General features: G+C 60.8%; 20 protein-coding genes. 13 read left to right on the top strand and 7 right to left on the bottom strand.

The window, feature by feature from the left end; all coding sequences use genetic code 11:
- Nucleotide 1: 1 nt before the first annotated feature.
- From HB664_RS21220 to hypA, 3 genes are read right to left on the bottom strand one after another with little or no spacing between them, the layout of a single operon-like run.
- Nucleotides 2–274 (bottom strand): HypC/HybG/HupF family hydrogenase formation chaperone, encoded by a 273-nt coding sequence (locus HB664_RS21220; protein WP_023308975.1) that lies wholly within the window; start codon nt 272–274, stop codon nt 2–4.
- Nucleotides 265–1,128 (bottom strand): hydrogenase nickel incorporation protein HypB, encoded by an 864-nt coding sequence (gene hypB / locus HB664_RS21215; protein ID WP_219940174.1) that lies wholly within the window; start codon nt 1,126–1,128, stop codon nt 265–267. The genes HB664_RS21220 and hypB overlap by 10 nt, the downstream gene beginning before the upstream one ends.
- Before the next feature lie 3 nt (nt 1,129–1,131).
- Complete coding sequence (hypA, locus tag HB664_RS21210) at nt 1,132–1,482, bottom strand: hydrogenase maturation nickel metallochaperone HypA (RefSeq protein WP_029739533.1); 351 nt, start codon at nt 1,480–1,482, stop codon at nt 1,132–1,134.
- Between the two features lie 211 nt (nt 1,483–1,693).
- Between hypA and hycA the strand changes: the two genes are divergently transcribed.
- The 9 genes from hycA to hycI all read left to right on the top strand — a co-directional run bounded on the left by hycA (nt 1,694) and on the right by hycI (nt 9,508).
- Nucleotides 1,694–2,158, top strand: coding sequence for a formate hydrogenlyase regulator HycA (gene hycA, locus HB664_RS21205; protein WP_029739532.1), 465 nt, complete (start codon nt 1,694–1,696; stop codon nt 2,156–2,158).
- A 70-nt stretch (nt 2,159–2,228) separates the two neighbouring features.
- Nucleotides 2,229–2,837, top strand: coding sequence for a 4Fe-4S dicluster domain-containing protein (locus tag HB664_RS21200; RefSeq protein ID WP_023308971.1), 609 nt, complete (start codon nt 2,229–2,231; stop codon nt 2,835–2,837).
- Entirely contained in the window at nt 2,834–4,648 is a 1,815-nt protein-coding gene (hycC, locus tag HB664_RS21195) for a formate hydrogenlyase subunit 3 (RefSeq protein WP_219940173.1), read from the top strand. The genes HB664_RS21200 and hycC overlap by 4 nt, the downstream gene beginning before the upstream one ends.
- A 1-nt stretch (nt 4,649) precedes the next feature.
- Nucleotides 4,650–5,573, top strand: a complete 924-nt coding sequence (locus HB664_RS21190) for a respiratory chain complex I subunit 1 family protein (protein ID WP_047059954.1) — start codon at nt 4,650–4,652, stop codon at nt 5,571–5,573.
- Between the two features lie 15 nt (nt 5,574–5,588).
- Nucleotides 5,589–7,298: a formate hydrogenlyase subunit HycE gene (hycE, locus tag HB664_RS21185; protein WP_047059952.1), complete on the top strand. Its 1,710-nt coding sequence runs from the start codon at nt 5,589–5,591 to the stop codon at nt 7,296–7,298.
- A gap of 9 nt (nt 7,299–7,307) precedes the next feature.
- Nucleotides 7,308–7,850, top strand: a complete 543-nt coding sequence (locus HB664_RS21180) for a formate hydrogenlyase complex iron-sulfur subunit (protein WP_047059951.1) — start codon at nt 7,308–7,310, stop codon at nt 7,848–7,850.
- Nucleotides 7,850–8,617 carry an NADH-quinone oxidoreductase subunit B family protein gene (locus tag HB664_RS21175; protein ID WP_033146382.1) on the top strand — a complete coding sequence of 256 codons (768 nt, stop codon included), beginning with the start codon at nt 7,850–7,852 and terminating at the stop codon, nt 8,615–8,617. Before HB664_RS21180 ends, HB664_RS21175 begins: the two co-directional genes overlap by 1 nt.
- The gene (locus tag HB664_RS21170; RefSeq protein ID WP_064673528.1) at nt 8,614–9,024 is read left to right on the top strand and encodes a formate hydrogenlyase maturation HycH family protein; all 411 of its coding nucleotides are present in this window, start codon (nt 8,614–8,616) and stop codon (nt 9,022–9,024) included. Before HB664_RS21175 ends, HB664_RS21170 begins: the two co-directional genes overlap by 4 nt.
- A complete protein-coding gene (hycI, locus tag HB664_RS21165) occupies nt 9,017–9,508 on the top strand; it encodes a hydrogenase maturation peptidase HycI (protein WP_219940172.1) in 492 nt (163 codons plus the stop codon). The genes HB664_RS21170 and hycI overlap by 8 nt, the downstream gene beginning before the upstream one ends.
- A gap of 14 nt (nt 9,509–9,522) precedes the next feature.
- Here the strand turns inward: hycI and HB664_RS21160 are convergent, their stop codons facing one another.
- Nucleotides 9,523–10,947, bottom strand: coding sequence for a 6-phospho-beta-glucosidase (locus HB664_RS21160; RefSeq protein WP_219940171.1), 1,425 nt, complete (start codon nt 10,945–10,947; stop codon nt 9,523–9,525).
- Nucleotides 10,948–10,965: 18 nt separating this feature from the next.
- A complete protein-coding gene (gene ascF / locus HB664_RS21155; protein WP_032660344.1) occupies nt 10,966–12,417 on the bottom strand; it encodes a PTS cellobiose/arbutin/salicin transporter subunit IIBC in 1,452 nt (483 codons plus the stop codon).
- Nucleotides 12,418–12,631: 214 nt separating this feature from the next.
- On the opposite strand from ascF, the gene HB664_RS21150 reads away from it, so the two are divergent.
- The 4 genes from HB664_RS21150 (at nt 12,632) to HB664_RS21135 (ending at nt 17,571) form a co-directional block, all read left to right on the top strand.
- Nucleotides 12,632–13,645, top strand: a complete 1,014-nt coding sequence (locus tag HB664_RS21150) for a LacI family DNA-binding transcriptional regulator (RefSeq protein ID WP_045888102.1) — start codon at nt 12,632–12,634, stop codon at nt 13,643–13,645.
- Nucleotides 13,646–13,779: 134 nt separating this feature from the next.
- The gene (gene hydN / locus HB664_RS21145) at nt 13,780–14,325 is read left to right on the top strand and encodes an electron transport protein HydN (RefSeq protein ID WP_039263391.1); all 546 of its coding nucleotides are present in this window, start codon (nt 13,780–13,782) and stop codon (nt 14,323–14,325) included.
- A 5-nt stretch (nt 14,326–14,330) separates the two neighbouring features.
- Complete coding sequence (gene hypF, locus HB664_RS21140; RefSeq protein WP_219940170.1) at nt 14,331–16,547, top strand: carbamoyltransferase HypF; 2,217 nt, start codon at nt 14,331–14,333, stop codon at nt 16,545–16,547.
- A gap of 1 nt (nt 16,548) precedes the next feature.
- On the top strand, nt 16,549–17,571 hold the full coding sequence (locus tag HB664_RS21135; RefSeq protein WP_048975979.1) for a HoxN/HupN/NixA family nickel/cobalt transporter: 1,023 nt from the start codon (nt 16,549–16,551) through the stop codon (nt 17,569–17,571).
- A 450-nt stretch (nt 17,572–18,021) separates the two neighbouring features.
- On the opposite strand, the gene norW is transcribed toward HB664_RS21135, so the two are convergent.
- Nucleotides 18,022–19,155 (bottom strand): NADH:flavorubredoxin reductase NorW, encoded by a 1,134-nt coding sequence (gene norW / locus HB664_RS21130; RefSeq protein ID WP_219940169.1) that lies wholly within the window; start codon nt 19,153–19,155, stop codon nt 18,022–18,024.
- Nucleotides 19,152–20,597, bottom strand: coding sequence for an anaerobic nitric oxide reductase flavorubredoxin (gene norV / locus HB664_RS21125; protein WP_213787915.1), 1,446 nt, complete (start codon nt 20,595–20,597; stop codon nt 19,152–19,154). The genes norW and norV overlap by 4 nt, the downstream gene beginning before the upstream one ends.
- Between the last annotated feature and the right edge of the window lie 123 nt (nt 20,598–20,720).

Below are 20,720 nucleotides of genomic sequence, written 5' to 3'. Positions count from 1 at the left end.
GCTAACGCTCCTCGCCGTACAGCAGCGCGCCCACGTCAGGCTCCACGTCGAACATGTTTTGCAGGGCATCCAGCGTGTCGCGGGCTTCCGCTTCGTTAATCACGCTCATGGCAAACCCCACGTGGACGAGCACCCACTGGCCGAGACGCGATGCGCCCGTTTCATCGCTGCTGCCCACCAGCGTCAGGTCCACGTCGCGCAGGATGCCGCAGACCTCCACTTTGGCCTGGTTCCCGTCAATGGAATGGATTTGTCCCGGTACGCCTATGCACATCGTTCACTCTCCAGCCAGTTCAGCCAGGCGTCCATGCCGTCGCCGCGCGTGGCGGAGACCAGCAGGATCTCAATCTCGGGATTCACTTCCCGGGCGCAGGACAGGCACTTATCCACGTCGAAGTTCAGGTACGGCAGCAGGTCGACTTTGTTCAGCAGCATGATGGAGGCGGCGGCAAACATATGCGGGTACTTCAGCGGCTTGTCTTCGCCTTCGGTCACCGAAAGCACCGCCACCTTGTGGCGTTCGCCCAGATCGAAGCTTGCCGGGCAGACCAGGTTGCCGACGTTTTCAATAAACAGAATGCCGTTATCCGCCAGCGACAGACGCGGGGCGGCGTCGGCAATCATCTGCGCATCCAGGTGGCAGCCTTTGCCGGTATTGACCTGAATCGCCGGGGTGCCGGTTTCGCGAATGCGCGCCGCGTCGTTAACGGTTTGCTGGTCGCCTTCGATCACCGCGCAGGAGACGCGCCCGTTCAGGCGTTTGAGCGTTTCCGTTAACAGCGTGGTTTTGCCGGAGCCGGGGCTGGAGACCAGGTTCAGCACCAGCTGTTTGCGGGTGGCAAAGCGCGCGCGGTTGCGGGCGGCGATCTGGTTATTTTTGTCCAGCACGTTGATTTCCACCTCCAGCATCTGGCGCTGGCTGATGCCCGGCGCGTGGGTACCCGCTTCGCCGTGGCCGTAGTGCAGATCGCCCGCAGCGGAGCGTTGCGGGGAGAAGGTGATACCGGTTAAAGCCGCAGCTGGCCGCGGGGCTGGCGAAAAGGGCGCGGAGCGAAACGCGGAATGGGGACGGTGTTCATCCCCTTCTATATACAGGTTGCCTTCGGCGCAACCGCAGGTGCTACACATACTTTACTCCTTCTCGATTTCGAGGCGTTGGATCTGCATGCCGTCGTCCGCCACGATGCGAAGACCGGTGCTCTGACACTGCGGACAGCGCTGAACCTTTGATGACAGCAGGGTGACGTACTGCTGGCACTGCTCGCACCAGCACTCCGCCTGCTGCTCTTCGATATGGAGCTCGCAGCCTTCCGCCAGCGTGCCGCGACACACCAGCTCAAAACAGAAATTCAGGGCACTGGTCTCGACGCAGGAAAACGCCCCGACCTTCAGCCAGACGCCGGTGACGCGCTTCGCGTGGTTTTGCACTGCCTGCTGTTCGATAAGTTCCAGAGCCCGCTGGCAGAGGGTGATTTCGTGCATGACGCCTCCTCAATGAATTGCGCCATTGAATGCAATAACGGTGCCAGCTTGATTTTTGTTAAGGCGTGACGATGTCAACGCTGTCGAAATGACACGTCGACACCGCGGCGTTGACAGCGGTTTTGTAATTAAATCTATTTAAAATCAGCAAGATAAAAACTGGCATGGAATCTGCTTAACAGCCGCTATCTCCATTAACCGGATACCTTCTATGACTATTTGGGAAATCAGCGAAAAAGCGGATTACATCGCGCAGCGTCATCAGCAGCTGCAGGACCAGTGGCACCTCTACTGCAACTCTCTGGTTCAGGGCATCACCCTCTCGAAAGCGCGTCTTCACCACGCGATGAGCTGCGCGGCGCAGGGCGATATGCGCTTTGTCCTGTTCGGCCATTTCACCATTAACGTTACCCTGGCGGATAACTTCAACAGCCACACCATTGAGTACCACCTCGAGACAAAAGACGGCGAAAAACAGTGTATTGCGAAGGCGCAGCTGATGGCCGATGGCATGGTGGACGGCCACGTCAGCAACCGCGATCGCCAGCAGGTGCTGGAGCACTATCTGGAAAAAATCGCGCCGGTCTATAACGGCCTGTACGCCGCCGTTGAACACGATCTTCCGGTCAACCTGAAGCAGCTGATGGACGGAAACGCCTCAGCGAACGTGGCCTGACTCCTGCGTGTCGAGAAGTGTCGACAAGACAGTTTTTCGTCAAAAATGACTATCACCAGAGGATAACCCGGTGAACCGTTTTGTAATTGCTGACTCGACGGTCTGTATTGGCTGTCGAACCTGTGAGGCGGCGTGCTCGGAAACGCATCGCCTGCATGGGCTGCAGTCCATGCCGCGCCTGCACGTCATGCGTAATGAAAAAGAGTCTGCCCCGCAGCTCTGCCATCACTGTGAAGACGCCCCCTGCGCGGGCGTCTGCCCTGTGAATGCCATCACCCGCGTTGATGGCGCTGTCCAGCTGAACGAAAGCCTGTGCGTAAGCTGCAAGCTGTGCGGCATTGCCTGCCCGTTCGGCGCGATTGAATTTTCCGGCAGCCGTCCGCTGCATATTCCGGCGAACGCCAACTCGCCAAAAGCCCCACCCGCGCCACCGGCTCCGGCACGCGTAAGTACGCTGCTGGACTGGGTGCCCGGCATCCGTGCCGTTGCGGTGAAATGCGACCTGTGCAGCTTCGATGAGCAGGGCCCGGCCTGCGTGCGCACCTGCCCGACTAAGGCGTTGATTCTGGTTAACATTCGCGACATCGCCCGTACCAGCAAGCGTAAACGCGAGCTGACCATCAACAGTGATTTTGGCGACCTTTCTCTGCTACAGGCGCTTAACGAGGGGGCGAAATGAACGCGGCGATGATGATTACCAGCGCGGTAGCCTGTTTTGCTGCCGCCGCTGTTCTGGCGCTGATCTTCTCATTCCATAAAACTCTGAGCGGCGCGATCGCCGGGATCGGCGGGGCGGTTGCTAGCCTGATGACGCTGGCGGCAGGCGGCGATGTCCTGCTCGGCGGCCAGTCCTCAGAGGCCGTGATGCCGCTGATTCGCCACTCGGTTGCGATCACGCCGCTGAACGCCATCTGGCTGGTGACGTTTGGCCTGTGCGGGCTGTTTATCAGCCTGTTCAATATCGACTGGCACCGCCATCCGCAAGCCAGGGCTAACGGCCTGCTGGTTAACCTGCTGATGGCGGCGGCGGTCTGCACCGTTATTGCCAGCAACCTCGGCGCGCTGGTGGTGATGGCGGAAATCATGGCGCTGTGCGGCGTGTTCCTGACCGGCTGCAGCACCTCCGGCAAGCTGTGGTTTGCGCTGGGACGCCTCGGGACGCTGCTGCTGACGCTGGCCTGCTGGCTGGTGTGGCACCGCTTCGGCACGCTGGACTTCGCTGCGCTCAACGGCCATCCGCTGGGGAACGACGTCTGGCTGCTGGGCGTGCTCGGCTTTGGCCTGCTCGCTGGCATCATCCCGCTGCACGGCTGGGTGCCGCAGGCGCATGCGAATGCCTCCGCGCCCGCCGCCGCGCTGTTTTCTGCGGTGGTGATGAAAGTGGGTCTGTTCGGGATTCTGGCGATTACGCTGACCGGCGGACAGCCGCCGCTGTGGTGGGGCGTCGTGCTGCTGGTCGCCGGAATGATTACCGCGTTCGTCGGCGGCCTGTACGCGCTGATGGAGCACAATATCCAGCGCCTGCTGGCGTACCATACGCTGGAAAATATCGGCATTATCCTGCTCGGTATTGGCGCGGGCGTGACCGGGCTGGCGCTCAATCATCCGGCGCTGATTGCCGCCGGGTTTATCGGCGGTCTTTATCACCTCGTCAACCACAGCCTGTTTAAAAGCACCCTGTTCCTCGGCGCGGGCAGCGTCTGGTTCCGCACCGGTCATCGGGATATCGAAAAGCTGGGCGGGATTGGCAAAAAGATGCCGGTGATTTCGCTGGCGATGCTGGTCGGGCTGATGGCAATGGCCGCGCTGCCGCCGCTGAACGGCTTTGCCGGGGAGTGGGTGATCTATCAGTCCTTCTTCGCGCTCGGCCAGAGCGACGCATTTATCGCACGCCTGCTCGGCCCGCTGCTGGCGGTCGGGCTGGCGATTACCGGGGCGCTGGCGGTGATGTGTATGGCGAAAGTCTACGGCGTGACTTTCCTCGGCGCGCCGCGCACCCGCGAAGCGGAAAACGCCTGCTGCGCACCCTTGTTGATGGGCATCAGCGTGGTCGCGCTGGCGCTGTGCTGCATCGCGGGCGGCATCGCCGCGCCGTGGCTGCTGCCGCTGCTGGGCAACGCCATTCCGCTGCCGCTGACCGTGGCGAATACCACCGTCTCTCAGCCCATGATCGCGCTGCTGCTGATTGGCGCACCGCTGCTGCCGCTCGTCCTGATGCTGTTCTTCAAACGCGACCGGCTCGCCTCCCGCTCGCGCGGTTCGGCGTGGGCCTGCGGCTACGAACACGAACAGTCGATGGTCATCACCGCCCACGGTTTTGCCATGCCGGTGAAGGAGAACTTCGCCGCCGTGCTGAAGCTGCGCCACTGGCTGAACCCGGTAGGCTGGGTACCCGGCTGGCAGAGCGCCGCCGCACCCGCGCTGTTCCGCCGTCTGGCGGTCATCGAGCTGGCGGTGCTGGTGGTCATTGTGATTTCACGAGGAGCCTGACATGAGTCTGTTACTGGCAATTCTTCAGGCGCTGGTGCTGTTCGCCGCTGCGCCGCTGCTGTCGGGCATCACGCGCGTGGCGCGCGCCCGAATGCATAACCGTCGCGGGCCTGGGGTGCTTCAGGAATACCGCGATCTCTTTAAACTGCTCTCCCGTCAGAGCGTCGCGCCGGACGCCGCAGGCTGGGTCTTCCGCCTGACGCCGTTTGTGATGGTGGGCGTGATGCTGACCATCGCCACCGCGCTGCCGGTGGTGACGGTGGCGTCGCCGCTGCCCGTGCTTGGCGATCTGATCACGCTTATCTACCTCTTTGCCATCGCCCGCTTCTTCTTTGCGATTGCGGGCCTGGACACCGGGAGCCCGTTTACCGGCATCGGTGCCAGCCGCGAGGCAATGCTCGGCGTGCTGGTGGAGCCGATCCTGCTGCTGGGGCTGTGGGTCGCCGCGCAGGTCGCGGGCTCCACCCACATCAGCTTTATCACCCACACCGTTTACCACTGGCCGGTGGCGCGCTCGATCCCGCTGGTGCTGGCGCTGTGCGCCTGCGCGTTCGCCACGTTTATTGAGATGGGCAAACTGCCGTTCGACCTCGCGGAAGCCGAGCAGGAGCTGCAGGAGGGGCCGCTTACCGAGTACAGCGGCTATGGATTCGCGGTGCTGAAGTGGGGCATCAGCCTCAAACAGCTGGTGGTGCTGCAGATGTTTGTCGGCGTCTTCTTCCCGTGGGGGCAGATGACGCACTTCTCCGCAGGCGGTCTGGTGCTGGCCGTCGTGGTTGCCGCCCTCAAGCTGCTGGTCGGCGTGCTGGTGATTGCCCTGTTTGAAAACAGCATGGCGCGCCTGCGTTTTGTGGAAACGTCGCGCATCACCTGGGCCGGTTTTGGTTTTGCATTTTTAGCGTTCGTCTCCTTGCTGGTGGCGTGATTAAAGAGAGTATTTATGTCTGAAGAAAAGAAAGGTCAGCAGTATCTCGCCGCGTTGCATCAGGCTTTCCCCGGCGTGGTGCTGGAGGAGTCCTGGCAAACCAAAGACCAGGTAACCGTCACCATTAAGGTGAACTATCTGCCGGAAGTGGTGGAGTTTCTGTACTACCAGCAGGGCGGTTGGCTGTCGGTGCTGTTCGGCAACGACGAGCGCCAGCTGTGCGGCAACTATGCGGTGTACTACGTGATGTCGATGGAGCAGGGCGAAAAGTGCTGGCTCACCGTGCGCGTCGAAGTCGACCCGGCTAAGCCGGAATACCCGTCCGTCACGCCACGCGTGCCCGCCGCCGTCTGGGGCGAGCGCGAAGTGCGCGACATGTACGGCCTGGTGCCGGTCGGCCTGCCGGACGAGCGCCGCCTGGTGCTGCCGGACGACTGGCCGGACGAACTCTATCCGCTGCGCAAAGACAGCATGGACTACCGCCAGCGCCCGGCGCCGACCACCGACAGCGAAACCTACGAGTTTATCAACGAGCTGGGCAGCAAGAAAAACAACGTGGTGCCGATCGGCCCGCTGCACGTCACCTCCGACGAACCGGGCCACTTCCGCCTGTTTGTCGACGGCGAAAACATCATCGACGCCGACTACCGCCTGTTCTACGTCCACCGCGGCATGGAAAAGCTGGCGGAAACCCGCATGGGCTACAACGAAGTGACATTCCTCTCTGACCGCGTGTGCGGTATCTGCGGCTTCGCCCACAGCACCGCCTACACCACCTCGGTGGAGAACGGCATGGGGATCGTGGTGCCGGAGCGCGCGCAGATGATCCGCGCCATTCTGCTGGAGGTGGAGCGTCTGCACTCGCACCTGCTGAACCTCGGCCTGGCCTGCCACTTTGTCGGCTTTGACTCCGGGTTTATGCAGTTCTTCCGCGTGCGTGAAGCGTCAATGAAGATGGCGGAGATCCTCACCGGGGCGCGTAAAACCTATGGCCTGAACCTGATCGGCGGGATCCGCCGCGACCTGCTGAAGGACGACATGATCCAGACCCGCCAGCTGGCGCAGCAGATGCGCCGCGACGTGCAGGAGCTGGTGGACATGCTGCTCAGCACGCCAAACATTGAGCAGCGCACCGTCGGCATCGGCCGCCTTGACCCGGAGATCGCCCGCGACTTCAGCAACGTCGGCCCGATGGTGCGCGCCAGCGGCCACGCCCGCGACACGCGTGCCGATCACCCGTTCGTCGGCTACGGCCTGCTGCCGATGACCGTGCACAGCGAGCAGGGCTGCGACGTCATCTCGCGCCTCAAGGTGCGCATCAACGAGGTGTTTACCGCCCTGAACATGATCGACTACGGCCTCGATAACCTGCCGGGCGGCCCGCTGATGGTGGAAGGCTTCACCTACATTCCGAACCGTTTTGCCCTCGGCTTTGCCGAAGCGCCGCGCGGGGACGACATCCACTGGAGCATGACCGGCGACAACCAGAAGCTCTACCGCTGGCGCTGCCGCGCGGCCACCTACGCCAACTGGCCAACCCTGCGCTATATGCTGCGCGGCAACACCGTATCCGATGCGCCGCTGATCATCGGCAGCCTCGACCCGTGCTACTCGTGCACCGACCGCATGACCGTGGTGGACGTGCGCAAGAAGAAAAGCCAGGTGGTGCCGTACAAAGAGCTTGAGCGCTACAGCATCGAGCGTAAAAACTCGCCGCTGAAATAAGGACTCGCCATGTTTACCTTTATCAAAAAAGTAATCAAAACGGGCACGCAGACCAGCCGCTATCCGCTGGAGCCGATGCCGGTGGATAAAAACTTTCGCGGCAAGCCGGAGCACAACCCGCAGCAGTGCATCGGCTGCGCGGCCTGCGTCAACGCCTGTCCGTCGAATGCCTTAACGGTGGAAACGGATCTCAAAACCGGCGAGCTGGCCTGGCAGTTTAACCTCGGGCGCTGCATCTTCTGCGGCCGCTGCGAGGAGGTCTGCCCGACGGTCGCCATTCGCCTGTCGCAGGAGTACGAGCTGGCAGTGTGGAAGAAGGAGGACTTCCTCCAGCAGTCGCGCTTTGACCTGTGCAGCTGCCGCGTCTGCAGGCGCCCGTTCGCCGTGCAAAAAGAGATCGACTACGCCATCGCGCTGCTGCAGCACAACGGTGACGCCCGCGCGGAGCATCACCGCGAAAGCTTTGAAACCTGCCCGGAGTGCAAGCGTCAGAAGTGTCTCCTGCCGTCCGACCGCATTGATATCACCCGCCATATGAGAGAGGCCAGCTGATGGAAAATTTACTCGGCCCGCGCGACGCTAACGGCATTCCGGTGCCGATGACGGTGGAGGAGTCCATCGCCAGCATGAAGGCGTCGCTGCTGAAAAAAATCAAACGCTCGGCCTACGTCTACCGCGTGGACTGCGGCGGCTGCAACGGCTGCGAGATTGAGATCTTCGCTACGCTGTCGCCGCTGTTTGACGCCGAGCGCTTCGGCATCAAAGTGGTGCCGTCCCCGCGTCATGCGGACATCCTGCTGTTTACCGGGGCCGTCACCCGCGCCATGCGCTCGCCGGCGCTGCGCGCCTGGCAGTCCGCGCCGGACCCGAAAATCTGCATCTCCTACGGGGCCTGCGGCAACAGCGGCGGCATCTTCCACGACCTCTACTGCGTCTGGGGCGGGACCGACAAAATCGTGCCGGTGGACGTCTACATTCCGGGCTGTCCGCCAACGCCCGCCGCGACGCTGTACGGCTTCGCGATGGCGCTTGGCCTGCTGGAGCAGAAAATCCACGCGCGCGAGCCGGGCGAGCTGGACAACCGGCCGGCGGCCATCCTGCACCCGGACATGGTTCAGCCGCTGCGGGTGAAGATTGACCGCACGGCGCGCAGGCTGGCGGGCTATCGCTACGGGCGCCAGATTGCCGATGATTATCTGCGCCTGCTGAGCCAGGGCGACCATCAGGTGGCGCGCTGGCTGGAGGCGGAAAACGATCCGCGTCTCAATGAGATCGTGGCAAACCTGAACAGCATCGTGGATGAGGCGCGTATCCGATGAGTGAAACGGTGGTGTTCAGCCAGCTGAGCCGTAAGTTTATTGATGAGAACGATGCCACGCCGGATGCGGCGCAGCAGGTGGTCTATTACAGCCTGGCGATTGGGCATCACCTCGGGGTGATTGACTGCCTGGAGGCGGCGCTGAGCTGCCCGTGGCCCGAGTACCTGGCGTGGATCGCCACGCTGGAGGAGGGCAGCACGGCGCGGCGCAAGATGGAGGGCGTGCCGAAGTACGGCGAGATCGTCATCGACGCCAACCACATTGCGATGCTCGCCAACGCCTTTGACGCGGCGCTCGCCAGGCAACCCCCCGAGCAGCAGTCGTGGAGCAAAACGCTGCTCGGCATGCTGCACGATATTCACCAGGAGAGCGCCATCTACCTGATGGTGAGGAGATTACGTGACTGACGTTTTACTGTGTGTCGGCAACAGCATGATGGGCGACGACGGCGCGGGCCCGCTGCTGGCAGAGATGTGCGCCGCGAATCCGCAGGGCAATTGGGTGGTGATTGACGGCGGCAGCGCGCCGGAAAACGACGTGGTCGCCATCCGCGAGCTGCGCCCGGAGAGGCTGTTAATCGTCGATGCCACCGATATGGGGCTCAACCCCGGTGAGATCCGCCTGATTGACCCGGACGACATCGCCGAGATGTTTATGATGACCACCCACAATATGCCGCTGAACTACCTGGTCGATCAGATTAAAGACGACGTGGGCGAGGTGCTGTTTTTGGGGATTCAGCCGGACATCGTTGGATTTTATTACCCGATGACGCCGCCGGTGAAGGAGGCGGTGGAACGGGTCTATTCACGGCTTGCGGAGTGGGTTGGGGACGGAGGATTTGAACCCCTCACCCCGGCCCTCTCCCCTATGGGGAGAGGGTTAGGGTGAGGGGTAAGGACAGGCTACTCCAGATCCCCCCCGTTACTCGCGATCACCTTCTTATACCACCAGAACGATTTCTTGCGTTTTCTGTCCAGCGTGCCGTTTCCGGCGTCGTCCCGGTCAACGTAAACAAACCCGTAGCGCTTGTTCATCTCGCCCGTTGAGGCGGCCACCAGGTCGATGCAGCCCCAGGTGGTGTAGCCCATCAGCGGCACGCCGTCCTCAATCGCGTCGCCCATCGCGCGGATGTGCTCGCGCAGGTAGCTGATGCGGTAGTCGTCGTTGATCTCGCCGTTTTCATCAATGACGTCCTTCGCCCCGAGGCCGTTTTCCACCAGGAACAGCGGCTTCTGGTAGCGGTCGTACATCATGTTCATGGTGATGCGCAGGCCGAGCGGGTCGATGCCCCAGCCCCATTCGCTCACCTGAATATGCGGGTTACGCAGGGACTTCACGATGTTCGCCGCGCTGGTGTTGCCCGCGTTCATATCCGCCGATGCGCAGCGCGAGGCGTAATAGCTGAACGAGACAAAGTCGACGGTGTTTTTTAACAGCTCGTCGTCGCCGGGATCTTTCACTATCACCACGCCTTTCTCGCGGAACACGCGGGCGGAGTAGGCCGGATAGCTGCCGCGCGCCTGCACGTCGATAAAGAACAGGTTCTCGCGGTCTTTCTCCAGCGCCATCCACACGTCTTCCGGCTTGCAGGAGTACGGATAGAAATTTCCGCCCGCCAGCATGCAGCCGACCTGGTTTTCCGGGTTCACCTCGTGGGCGATTTTGGTCGCCAGCGCGCTTGCCACCAGCTCGTGGTGCGCGGCCTGGTATTTCACCTGGTCTTCGTTTTCGCCTTCCTCAAACACCAGCCCCGCGCCGGAGAACGGGCTGTGCAGCATGATGTTGATTTCGTTGAAGGTCAGCCAGTATTTCACCAGCCCGTTAAACTCTTCGAAGCAGGTGCGGGCGTAGCGGGCGAAGAAATCGACCATCTTACGGTTGCGCCAGGAGCCGTACTCCGTCACCAGGTGCATCGGCACGTCGAAGTGGCAGAGCGTCACCAGCGGCTCGATGTTGTACTTTTTGCACTCCTCGAACACCGCGCGATAGAAGGCAACGCCTTCTTTGTTCGGCAGTGGTTCGTCGCCGTTCGGGTAGAGGCGGCTCCAGGCAATGGAGGTGCGGAACACCGTAAAGCCCATCTCCGCCATCAGGGCAATGTCTTCTTTATAGCGATGGTAAAAATCAATCGCTTCGTGGCTCGGGTAGAACTCGTCGTCACGCAGCGAAAAACGCTTTTCCTTACCGAGCTTCACCGCCAGGCGATTCGCGCCGTGGGGGATCATATCGACCGTCGTCAGTCCTTTGCCGCCTTCACGGTAAGCACCTTCACTCTGGTTGGCGGCAAGCGCGCCGCCCCATAAAAATCCTTGTGGAAAAACAGACATTCTTACCTCGCTTTCAATTTATGCTTTTGCTGCGTTGTTCTGTACCGGCGCGGTCTGCAGGGCGCGTGCTTTTTCAGCCTCGTCTTCGACCGGGATATCCTCAAACCCTAAAAGCAGGGTCAGAACAAACGACAGCACCACTGCCAGCCCCATCACGCCGAACACCCAGACGATGGTCATCGGGTTCGCCGGGTCAAAGAACTGCACGCTGGTGAACAGCCCCGGTGCCGCCATCGAGTGGCTGGCAAGACCGGCCATGCCGGCGACCGCCCCACAGATAAAGCCGCTGATCAGGCTCGCAATCAGCGGACGTTTCAGACGCACCGCCACGCCGTACAGGGCCGGTTCAGAGATCCCCGCCATAATGGCGGAGGCCGCTGCCGCCAGCGCCGTCTGGCGCAGCTCCGGGTTTTTGGTTTTCCACGCCACCGCCAGCGACGAGCCGCCGAGCGACAGGTTGGCGCCGATTTCCGACGGCATCACCATCCCTTCCTTGCCCGTTTCGGCAATGGTCTGAATGATGGTCGGCGTAAACACGCGGTGCATCCCGGTCATCACCAGCAGCGGCCAGAGCGCGCCCATGATGGCGACGGAGAGCCAGCCCAGGTAGCCGTGAATGGTGTAGACCAGCGCGGAGATGGCGCTACCGATCCAGATCCCCAGCGGGCCAATCAGCACGATGGCGAGCGGGGCGGCAATCAGCACGATCAGCATCGGCTTGAGGAAGTTTTTCGTCACCGCCGGGGTAATGCGATCCACCCAGCGTTCGATGTATGACAGGCACCAGGTCATCACCAGCGCCGGGATGACGGTGTAGGTGTATTTCACCGCCGTCACCGGAATAAAGGCGAACTCAACGTGCTCGCCCTGCGCGGCTTTCGCCATCAGCTCGATAAAGCTCGGGTGCACCAGCACGCCGGCGATGGCGATGGCCAGCGACATGTTGGTTTTGAACTTCACCGCCGCCGAGGCCGCCACCATCAGCGGCAGGAAGAAGAAGGCGCCGTCGCCGATGACGGTCAGAATAGTGAGCGTCGGCGCGCCTTTTGGCAGCACGCCGGTCATCTCGAGGATCATCGCCAGCAGCTTGACCATCGAGCCGCCGATGATCGCCGGGATCAGCGGGGACATGGTGCCGATCAGCGCGTCGAGGATCCCGGCGCCAATGCGGCGTAAGGTCATCTTCTGCGGACCTTCCGGCACTGCGGGCTGCAGGTCCGTGGGCAGCAGGCTCACCACTTCGCGGTACGCCTGTGAAACCGTGTTGCCAATAATGACCTGGCACTGGTTGTCGTTGCGTACCACGCCGAGCACGCCGCTGATGCTTTTCAGTCGCGCAGCGTCGGTCAGGCTTTCGTCTTTCAGTACGAAACGCAGACGCGTCATGCAGTGGGTGACGGCGACGATGTTCTCTTTGCCGCCCAGCGCGCTGATAACGTCGTTCGCCAGCGCAGCGTAATTTTTGGCCATCGGATGTGATCCTGTTATTGTTGTGAGACATGTAGGAAACCGGTTCCACATAATCATCATGAGTTTCTGTGAATGAAACAAGATCGCTTTTTGACCATTTTTTCGTTTCGTGATGCAGATCGCAATGAGGTATCGAAAGCGTGATTTCACCGCTGCGACAATTTTTTTGCAGTGCAGTACACTGCGCTCCATCAGATTCAGACGGAATAACACTATGACCACGATGCTTGAAGTGGCGAAGCGGGCAGGCGTTTCGAAAGCCACGGTGTCCCGGGTGCTGTCGGGAAATGGCTACGTCAGCCAGGAGACCAAAGACCGGGTGTTTCAGGCCATTGAAGAGAGCGGCTATCGCCCGAATTTGCTGGCGCGAAACCTGGCAACCAAACGTACCCAGACGCTGGGGCTGGTGGTGACGAACACCCTCTATCACGGCGTCTACTTTAGCGAACTGCTGTTTCACGCCGCGCGCATGACGGAAGAAAAAGGGCGGCAGCTGATCCTCGCGGACGGCAAGCACAGCGCGGATGAAGAGCGCGAGGCGATCCAGTACCTGCTCGATATGCGCTGCGACGCGGTGATTATCTATCCGCGCTTCCTGAGCGTGGAAGAGATGGATGAGATCGTCGAGAAGTGCGAGCAGCCGATTATGGTGCTCAACCGCCGCCTGCGGAAAAACAGCAGCCACTGCGTCTGGTCAGATCATAAAGCCTCCAGCCAGGAGGCGGTGTCGCAGCTGATTGCGAAAGGGCACCGGGAGATCGCGTTTATCACCGGCTCGCTGGATTCCCCCACCGGGGTTGAGCGTCTCTCCGGCTACAAGGACGCGCTGGCGCAGCACGGTATTCCGCTGCGCGAGGGGCTGATTGCGCAGGGAAAGTGGAACCCCGCCAGCGGCGCGGCGGCGGTTGCCGAACTGCTTGCGCGCGGTGAACGGTTTACGGCGCTGGTGGCGAGTAATGACGATATGGCAATCGGCGCCATGAAGCAGCTCCACGACAGCGGCGTGGCCGCACCGGACGCGGTGTCGGTGATCGGTTTCGACGACGTGGCCATCGCGCCCTACATCGTGCCGTCGCTCTCCAGCGTGCGTATTCCGGTGACGGAGATGATCAAAGAGACCATCAGCCGCCTGATCTTCATGCTCGACGGCGGTGAGTTTAAGTATCAGCAGACCTTCTCCGGCGAGCTTGTCCTGCGCGACTCCGTTATTGACGGCCCGCACCGCTGATGTCGACACGTGTCATCGTCATAAGTGACGATGACAGCACCATTGTGATTTTTAAATTCATCTAAAATCAACAGGTTAATTATTGGCACGGTTTATGAATATCTCCGCGCATAACTGTAATGCTGGAGAAGCAGATGAACCGTTTTATTATGGCCGATGCCAGTAAGTGTATTGGTTGCCGTACCTGTGAAGTGGCGTGCGTGGTTTCCCATCAGGCGGAGCAGGACTGCGCGTCGCTCACCCCTGACACCTTCCTGCCGCGCATCCACGTCATCAAAGGCGTGAATATTTCCACCGCCGCCATCTGTCGCCAGTGCGAAGACGCACCGTGCGCGAACGTTTGCCCGAACGGGGCGATTAAACGCGAGAAAGGCTTTGTGCACGTCATGCAGGAGCGCTGCATTGGCTGCAAAACCTGCGTGGTCGCCTGCCCGTACGGCGCGATGGAGGTGGTTGTTCGTCCGGTGGTACGCAACAGCGGCATGGGTCTGAGCGTACGTGCGGAGAAAGCCGAAGCCAACAAATGCGATCTTTGCTATCACCGCGACGCCGGTCCGGCCTGCATGGAAGCCTGCCCGACGCATGCGCTGGTCTGCGTGGATCGCGAGAAGCTTGAGCAGATGAGCGCCGAAAAGCGCCGTCGTGCGGCATTCGACACGTCGTCATCGCTGCTGTTCTGAACCGTATGTGCAGTAACGGTGTCCAGCTGCGCGTGCGGGGCAAGGTGCAGGGCGTGGGGTTTCGTCCCTTCGTCTGGCAGCTGGCGCAGGCGCTTCAGTTGACCGGCGATGTCTGCAATGATGGAGAGGGCGTGCTGGTGCGCCTCGCGGGTAATGGGGGGGGCTTTACCGCGAGGCTGCATCAGGACTGCCCACCGCTGGCACGCATTGACCACGTTGAAACGCATCCGTTTACGTGGGCGCAGGTGCCGAAGGACTTTACCATCCGCCACAGCGCGGGCGGGACGATGGACACGCAGATTGTCCCCGACGCCGCGACCTGTCCGGCGTGCCTGGCTGAAATGCGCGACCCTGCCGAGCGCCGCTATCGCTATCCGTTCATCAACTGCACGCACTGCGGGCCGCGGTTTACCATTATCCGCGCGATGCCCTATGACCGTCCGGCCACGTCAATGGCCGCATTTCCCCTCTGCCTGCCGTGTGAGACGGAATACCGTAACCCAGCCGATCGACGTTTTCACGCCCAGCCGGTAGCCTGCCCGGACTGCGGGCCAGCGCTGGAATGGCGTGCGGGCGACATCACCGCTTCCCGTGAGGCTGCGCTGAGCGCGGCGGTGGCGATGCTGAAAAGCGGCGGCATAGTCGCGGTCAAAGGGCTGGGCGGTTTTCATCTCGTCTGCGACGCGCGTAATCCGCAGGCGGTCGCGACGCTCCGGTCACGCAAGCAGCGTCCCGCGAAGCCGCTGGCGGTGATGATCCCGAATGCGGACGGCGTGCCGGAGGCGATCCAGACGCTGTTACGCTCCTCCGCAGCGCCGATTGTGCTGACCCCAAAAGCCTCGCTTCCCGGATTTCCCGAAGGGATTGCACCCGGGCTCGATTGTATTGGCATCATGCTTCCCGCTAATCCGCTGCAACACCTGCTGATGATGGACTGCCAGCGCCCGCTGGTGATGACTTCCGCCAACCTCAGCGGCAGACCGCCTGCCATGACCAACCAGCAGGCGCTGGATGAGCTCGGCGACGTCGCGGACGGCTTCCTGCTGCACAACCGCGATATCCTGCAGCGGATGGATGATTCGGTGATGGATCGCGACGGCGCGATGCTTCGCCGCGCGCGCGGTTTTGTGCCCGATGCCGTCGCGCTGCCTGCGGGTTTTGAGAATATCCCCGCCATGCTATGCACCGGCGCGGAGATGAAAAACACCTTCTGCCTGGTGCGTGGCAGCCAGGCGGTGCTGAGCCAGCATTTTGGCGATCTCGGTGACGAGGGTGTCGAAGCGCAGTGGCGCGGCGCGCTATCGCTGATGCAGAAAATTTACGCCTTTCAGCCGGATCGCGTGGTGTGTGACGCCCATCCGGGTTATCACACACAACGGTGGGCGCAGGCGCAGGGGCTGCCGGTCGAAACCGTACTGCACCATCACGCCCACGCGGCGGCGTGCCTGGCGGAGAACGGCTGGCCGCTCGACGGCGGAGACGCGATTGCCCTGACGCTGGACGGGATCGGCATGGGCGAGAACGGCGCGCTGTGGGGCGGGGAGTGCCTGCGGGTGAACTATCTCGCGTGCGAGCGTCTGGGCGGGCTGCCTGCCGTTGCGCTGCCGGGGGGCGATCTGGCGGCGCGGCAGCCGTGGCGCAATTTACTCGCCCACTGCCTGGCGTTTGTCCCTGACTGGCAGCAGTACCCGGAAACGCGCGCGGTTCAGCGCCACAGCTGGCCGCTGATGGCAACGGCGATCCGGCGCGGCATCAACGCGCCGCAGGCCTCGTCCTGTGGTCGCCTGTTTGATGCGGTCGCCTGCGCGCTGGGTATTGAAACCCAATCCTGGGAAGGTGAAGCGGCCTGCCGGCTGGAAGCGCTGGCCTCGCAGTGCGCGGGCGTCGACCATCCGGTGACGCTGGACGTGGATAACCTCGCGCAGTTCTGGCAGCAGTGGCTGAGCTGGCAGGCGGAATCCTGCCAGCGCGCGTGGGCGTTTCACGACGCGCTGGCAAAAGGGCTTGCGCAACTCGCCGCACGCCATGCCCGACGCCTGTCGCTGTCGACAATCTGTCTCAGCGGCGGCGTGCTGCACAACCGTCTGCTGCGCGCGCGCCTGCGTCATTATCTTTCTGACTTTACGCTTCTTTTTCCTTCGCGCCTGCCCGCAGGTGACGGAGCGATCTCCTTCGGGCAGGCGGCGATCGCCGCTGCCCGGTCATGTTCACAAAGGACTTAAAATGTTACGACTCTTACGCAATGAACCTCGCGCCGCGCTTCTGCTGCTGGCTCTGGTAATGGCAAACCTGCTGGCCTGGGGATGGGCCTGGCACGCTTTTAGCGGCAGCACGGCGCTGATGGCCGCCAGCCTGCTGGCGTGGTGCTACGGGCTGCGTCACGCGGTGGACGCTGACCACATCGCGGCGATTGATACCGTGACGCGTAAGATGATGCAGCAGGGCAAACGTCCTTCCGGCGTGGGGGCGTGGTTCTCGCTGGGGCACTCCACCATCGTGGTGCTGGCCTCTATTGCTATCGCCGCGACCGCGACGGCGTTTCAGAAAAACATGGAATGGTTCCACGAAACCGGCAGCCTGATTGGCACCGCCGTTTCCGCCACCTTCCTGCTGGCGATGGCGCTGGTGAACATGGTGATCCTGCGCGGCGTCTGGCGCAGTTTTCAGGCGCTGAAACAGGGCAGGCCAGTGCAGGGCGACATCACGCTCCCTGCCCAGGGCGGCGTCATGAACTGGCTGTTTGGCAAAACCTTCCGCCTGGTGAATAAAAGCTGGCAGATGTACCTGGTCGGTTTCCTGTTTGGCCTCGGCTTTGACACGGCCACCGAGATTGGCGTGCTGGGGATCTCTGCCGCCAGCGCGTCAAGCGGGATGTCGGTGTGGTCAATCATGGTATTCCCGGCGCTCTTCGCCAGCGGCATGGCGCTGGTGGATACTCTCGATAACCTGCTGATGGTCGGTGCCTACGGTTGGGCGTTCAACAAGCCGCAGCGCAAGCTCTACTACAACATGACCATCACCGGCACCTCCGTGGTGGTGGCGCTGTTTATCGGCGGGCTGGAAGCGCTGGGTCTGCTGATGGACAAATTTGCCCTCAGCGGCGGCGTGTGGGATCTGATTGGCACGGTAAACGACAATCTGGGCAACGCCGGGTTTGTGGTGGTTGGGCTGTTTGTCGCCTGCTGGCTGATCTCCATGGTCAACTACCGCTGGCGCGGCTACGACGCGCTGGTGGTACGTTCCTGAACCGGCTCCTGCACGGCGCAACCTCCGCGACTTCCTCAATGGCTGGCGCATAGCGGCATACCGATAAAAAAGATGCTGAAAATGTAGAACTTTTGCGGAATAAATATATTCCGCATTCTTCGCTTGTGTGAAATAACGAGAAAGATAATTGAGTTATTTATAAAAATTCGCCATGATTCGCCTCCTGCTGATGATGTCTTTTCAGACTGAGTCGGCTGCCAATAATAAAACTGGATGATGTTTTTAATCTGTTTCAGATTAAAGTATTTACGAAAATAATAAATAAGGGATTGATAGCGATGATATATCTACTTTGCATTTATTTGATGAATAGAATACGTAAAAAAAAGCTCCGGAATATCGGGGCGGTGAATAATAAAATCCAAAGATTAAGACAGCGTAGACTTGCTGTTGGCCGGGTAAACGAAGCGCTACCCGGCAAAACGAGGGTTAAGCAGGTAACAGTTTCAGCAGAGCGAAAGCCTCCTTCATCCGGTCTTCACTAACCACAAAAGCGCGAATCTGACCCTCGTTATCCGCGCCGCGCGCGACCATTCCCTGCGGTTCGAGGGTAATTTGCCAGTTCAGATCCTGACGCTGCGTTTCACCGGCAAGATGCAGCGGTAATTCCGGCGTTTTGACTTTAATCAGCATGGCGGGTAATTTCAGCGGCGCGCTGCCGCCGAGCAGATTTTTCGCCAGATACATCGCACTTAATTGAATTGGCTGTAAAAATGGCAGCACCTGACCGTTAATTTCAGCGCAGTCACCTAACGCGTAAATATCAGGTTGCGTGGTTTGCAGGTAGCTATTTACCTTCACGCCACGCTGTATTTCGGCGCCTGCGCGATGCGCCAGCGCGGTTTCCGGGCGCAGGCCCGTTGCAGCGATTACCACATCCACCTCAACGCTGCGGCTGCGGTCGAGCGTGGCACGAATGCCGCCTTCGGTTTTGCTCAGGCTTTGCAGCTGCGATTTCAACAGCAGATGCACCCCCATGTCGGTCAGGCGATGCTGTAAGCGACTGCTTACTTCTGCCGGCATCAGCGACGACAGAATGCTCGCCGCATGGTCGACCAGGGTGACGGATTTACCCGCCCGGCAGAAATCCATCGCCAGCTCGGTGCCTATCAGCCCGCCACCAACAATCATTACCCGCTGCGCGTCGCGAAGCGCCGTTTCGCTGGCCTGATACTCCTGCTGGCTGTTGAGGGTGATCGTCAGCTCGCGGCCTTCAACCGGCGGCACAAACGCAGAGGCACCCGTGGCCAGCACCAGTTTGTCGTACTGCCAGGTTTTCTCTTTTGCTTTTACCACGTGGGCGGCGGCGTCGATGTCGGTGACCCAGGTGTAGGGAAACAGACGCAGGTTAAACTGTTCCGCGAACTCCCCCGCCGTCTGGCGGGTGAGGTCCTCGGCGCGCTGATTCTGGCTAATGACGTGGCTCAGATCGGGCTTGTTATACTCGTCCATGCTGTCGGCGGCGATCACCGTCAGCGGCACGCTGGCGTCCTGCTTGCGGATGTTTTTCACCAGCTGGCGGGCGGCAAAGCCCGAGCCGATGATGACGATACCGTTGTTCATTTTGCCTCCGTACCCAGTTCGTCAAAGACGTCTTTACCGAGTGAACATTCCGGGCAGAGGAAGTTTTCCGGCACGTCACTCCACGGCGTGCCCGGCGCAACGTCCTGCAGCGGCTCGCCCAGTTCAGGATCGTAAATCCACTGGCAGACGCTGCACTGCATGCGCGGTCCGGGATCGGCGGCTGCCGCGGCGGCGCAGGCGCAGGTTTCCTGCTGTGCGGTCGGTTCGGCAGCTTGCGGAAGCGGTGCGAGCGCCCACTGGCGGGCAATGTCGCGGCCGTGCTGGCGGCAGACCTCCAGGGCGTCGATATCCGGGCGCCATTTCGCCTTCAGGCTGAGGGACATTTCAAAGCCCGCATCCTGTAAACGGGTGGAGAGACGGTCTACCGCGCCGCCGCTCCAGCCGTGGGAGCCAAAGGCGCTGGCGCGCTTGTTGCGAAAACGCAGGCCGGTCATCTCTTCTACCAGACCGGCAATTTTCGGCATCATCACGTTGTTCATGGTGGAGGTACCCACCAGCACGCCCTTAGAGCGGAAGACGTTGGTCAATACCTCGTTCTTATCGCTGCGCGCCACGTTGAAGATTTTCACCGCCACGTTGGGGTCCACTTCGTTGATGCCCTGGGCAATGGCGTCCGCCATCATGCGGGTGTTGTTGGACATGGTGTCGTAGAAAATAGTGATGCGGTCTTCCTGATAGTCCGCCGCCCATTTCAGGTAGAGCTCCACAATCTGGGTGGGATTTTCACGCCACACCACGCCGTGGGAGGTGGCAATCATATCCACCGGCAGGTTAAAGCCGAGGATTTCGGTGATTTTTGGCGTCACCAGGCGGCTGAACGGGGTCAGGATGTTGGCGTAGTAGCGCTGGCACTGCTCGAAGAGTTCGGTCTGGTCCACTTCGTCGTTGAACAGGCGCTCGTCGCAGTAGTGCTGGCCGAAGGCGTCGTTGCTGAACAGCACCGCGTCGCCGGTCATGTAGGTCATCATGCTGTCCGGCCAGTGCAGCATCGGGGTTTCCACGAAGATCAGCTGCTTGCCGTTGCCGATATCCAGCGCGTCACCGGTTTTCACGGTGTGGAAGTTCCACTCCGGATGGTGGTGGTGGCCGTTGATCGAGTCGATGGCGTTAGTGGTGCAGTAGATCGGCGTGTTCGGAATGTAGGACATCAGCTCGGTCAGCGCGCCGGCATGGTCCTCTTCCGCGTGGTTGATAATGATGTAGTCGATGTCGTCCAGGTCGATTTCACTGCGCAGGTTCTGCACGAACTCGCGGCTGAACTTGTGATCGACGGTATCGATCAGCACGTTTTTACCTTCACGAATGAGATAGCTGTTGTAGCTGCTGCCGCGCAGCGTTTTGTATTCCGTCCCGTGGAAATCGCGCACTTCCCAGTCACGTTGACCCACCCAATGAATGTTATTTTTAACCAGAATAGACATAGCAACCTCTACGTAATACAGCATTTTCAAATAAGATGTTTTGCCTATATCAAGTTGCGTGCCAGTTTTTAATTTGTTGATTTTACTTAATTAATATTTTTATGATCCGTAATGGGTAGTCAT

Source organism: Enterobacter sp. DNB-S2 (genome assembly GCF_019443845.1).
Taxonomy (GTDB): domain Bacteria; phylum Pseudomonadota; class Gammaproteobacteria; order Enterobacterales; family Enterobacteriaceae; genus Enterobacter; species Enterobacter asburiae_B.
The sequence above is the reverse complement of the archived record's forward strand: the minus strand, read 5'-3'. Positions and strand labels throughout refer to the sequence as shown.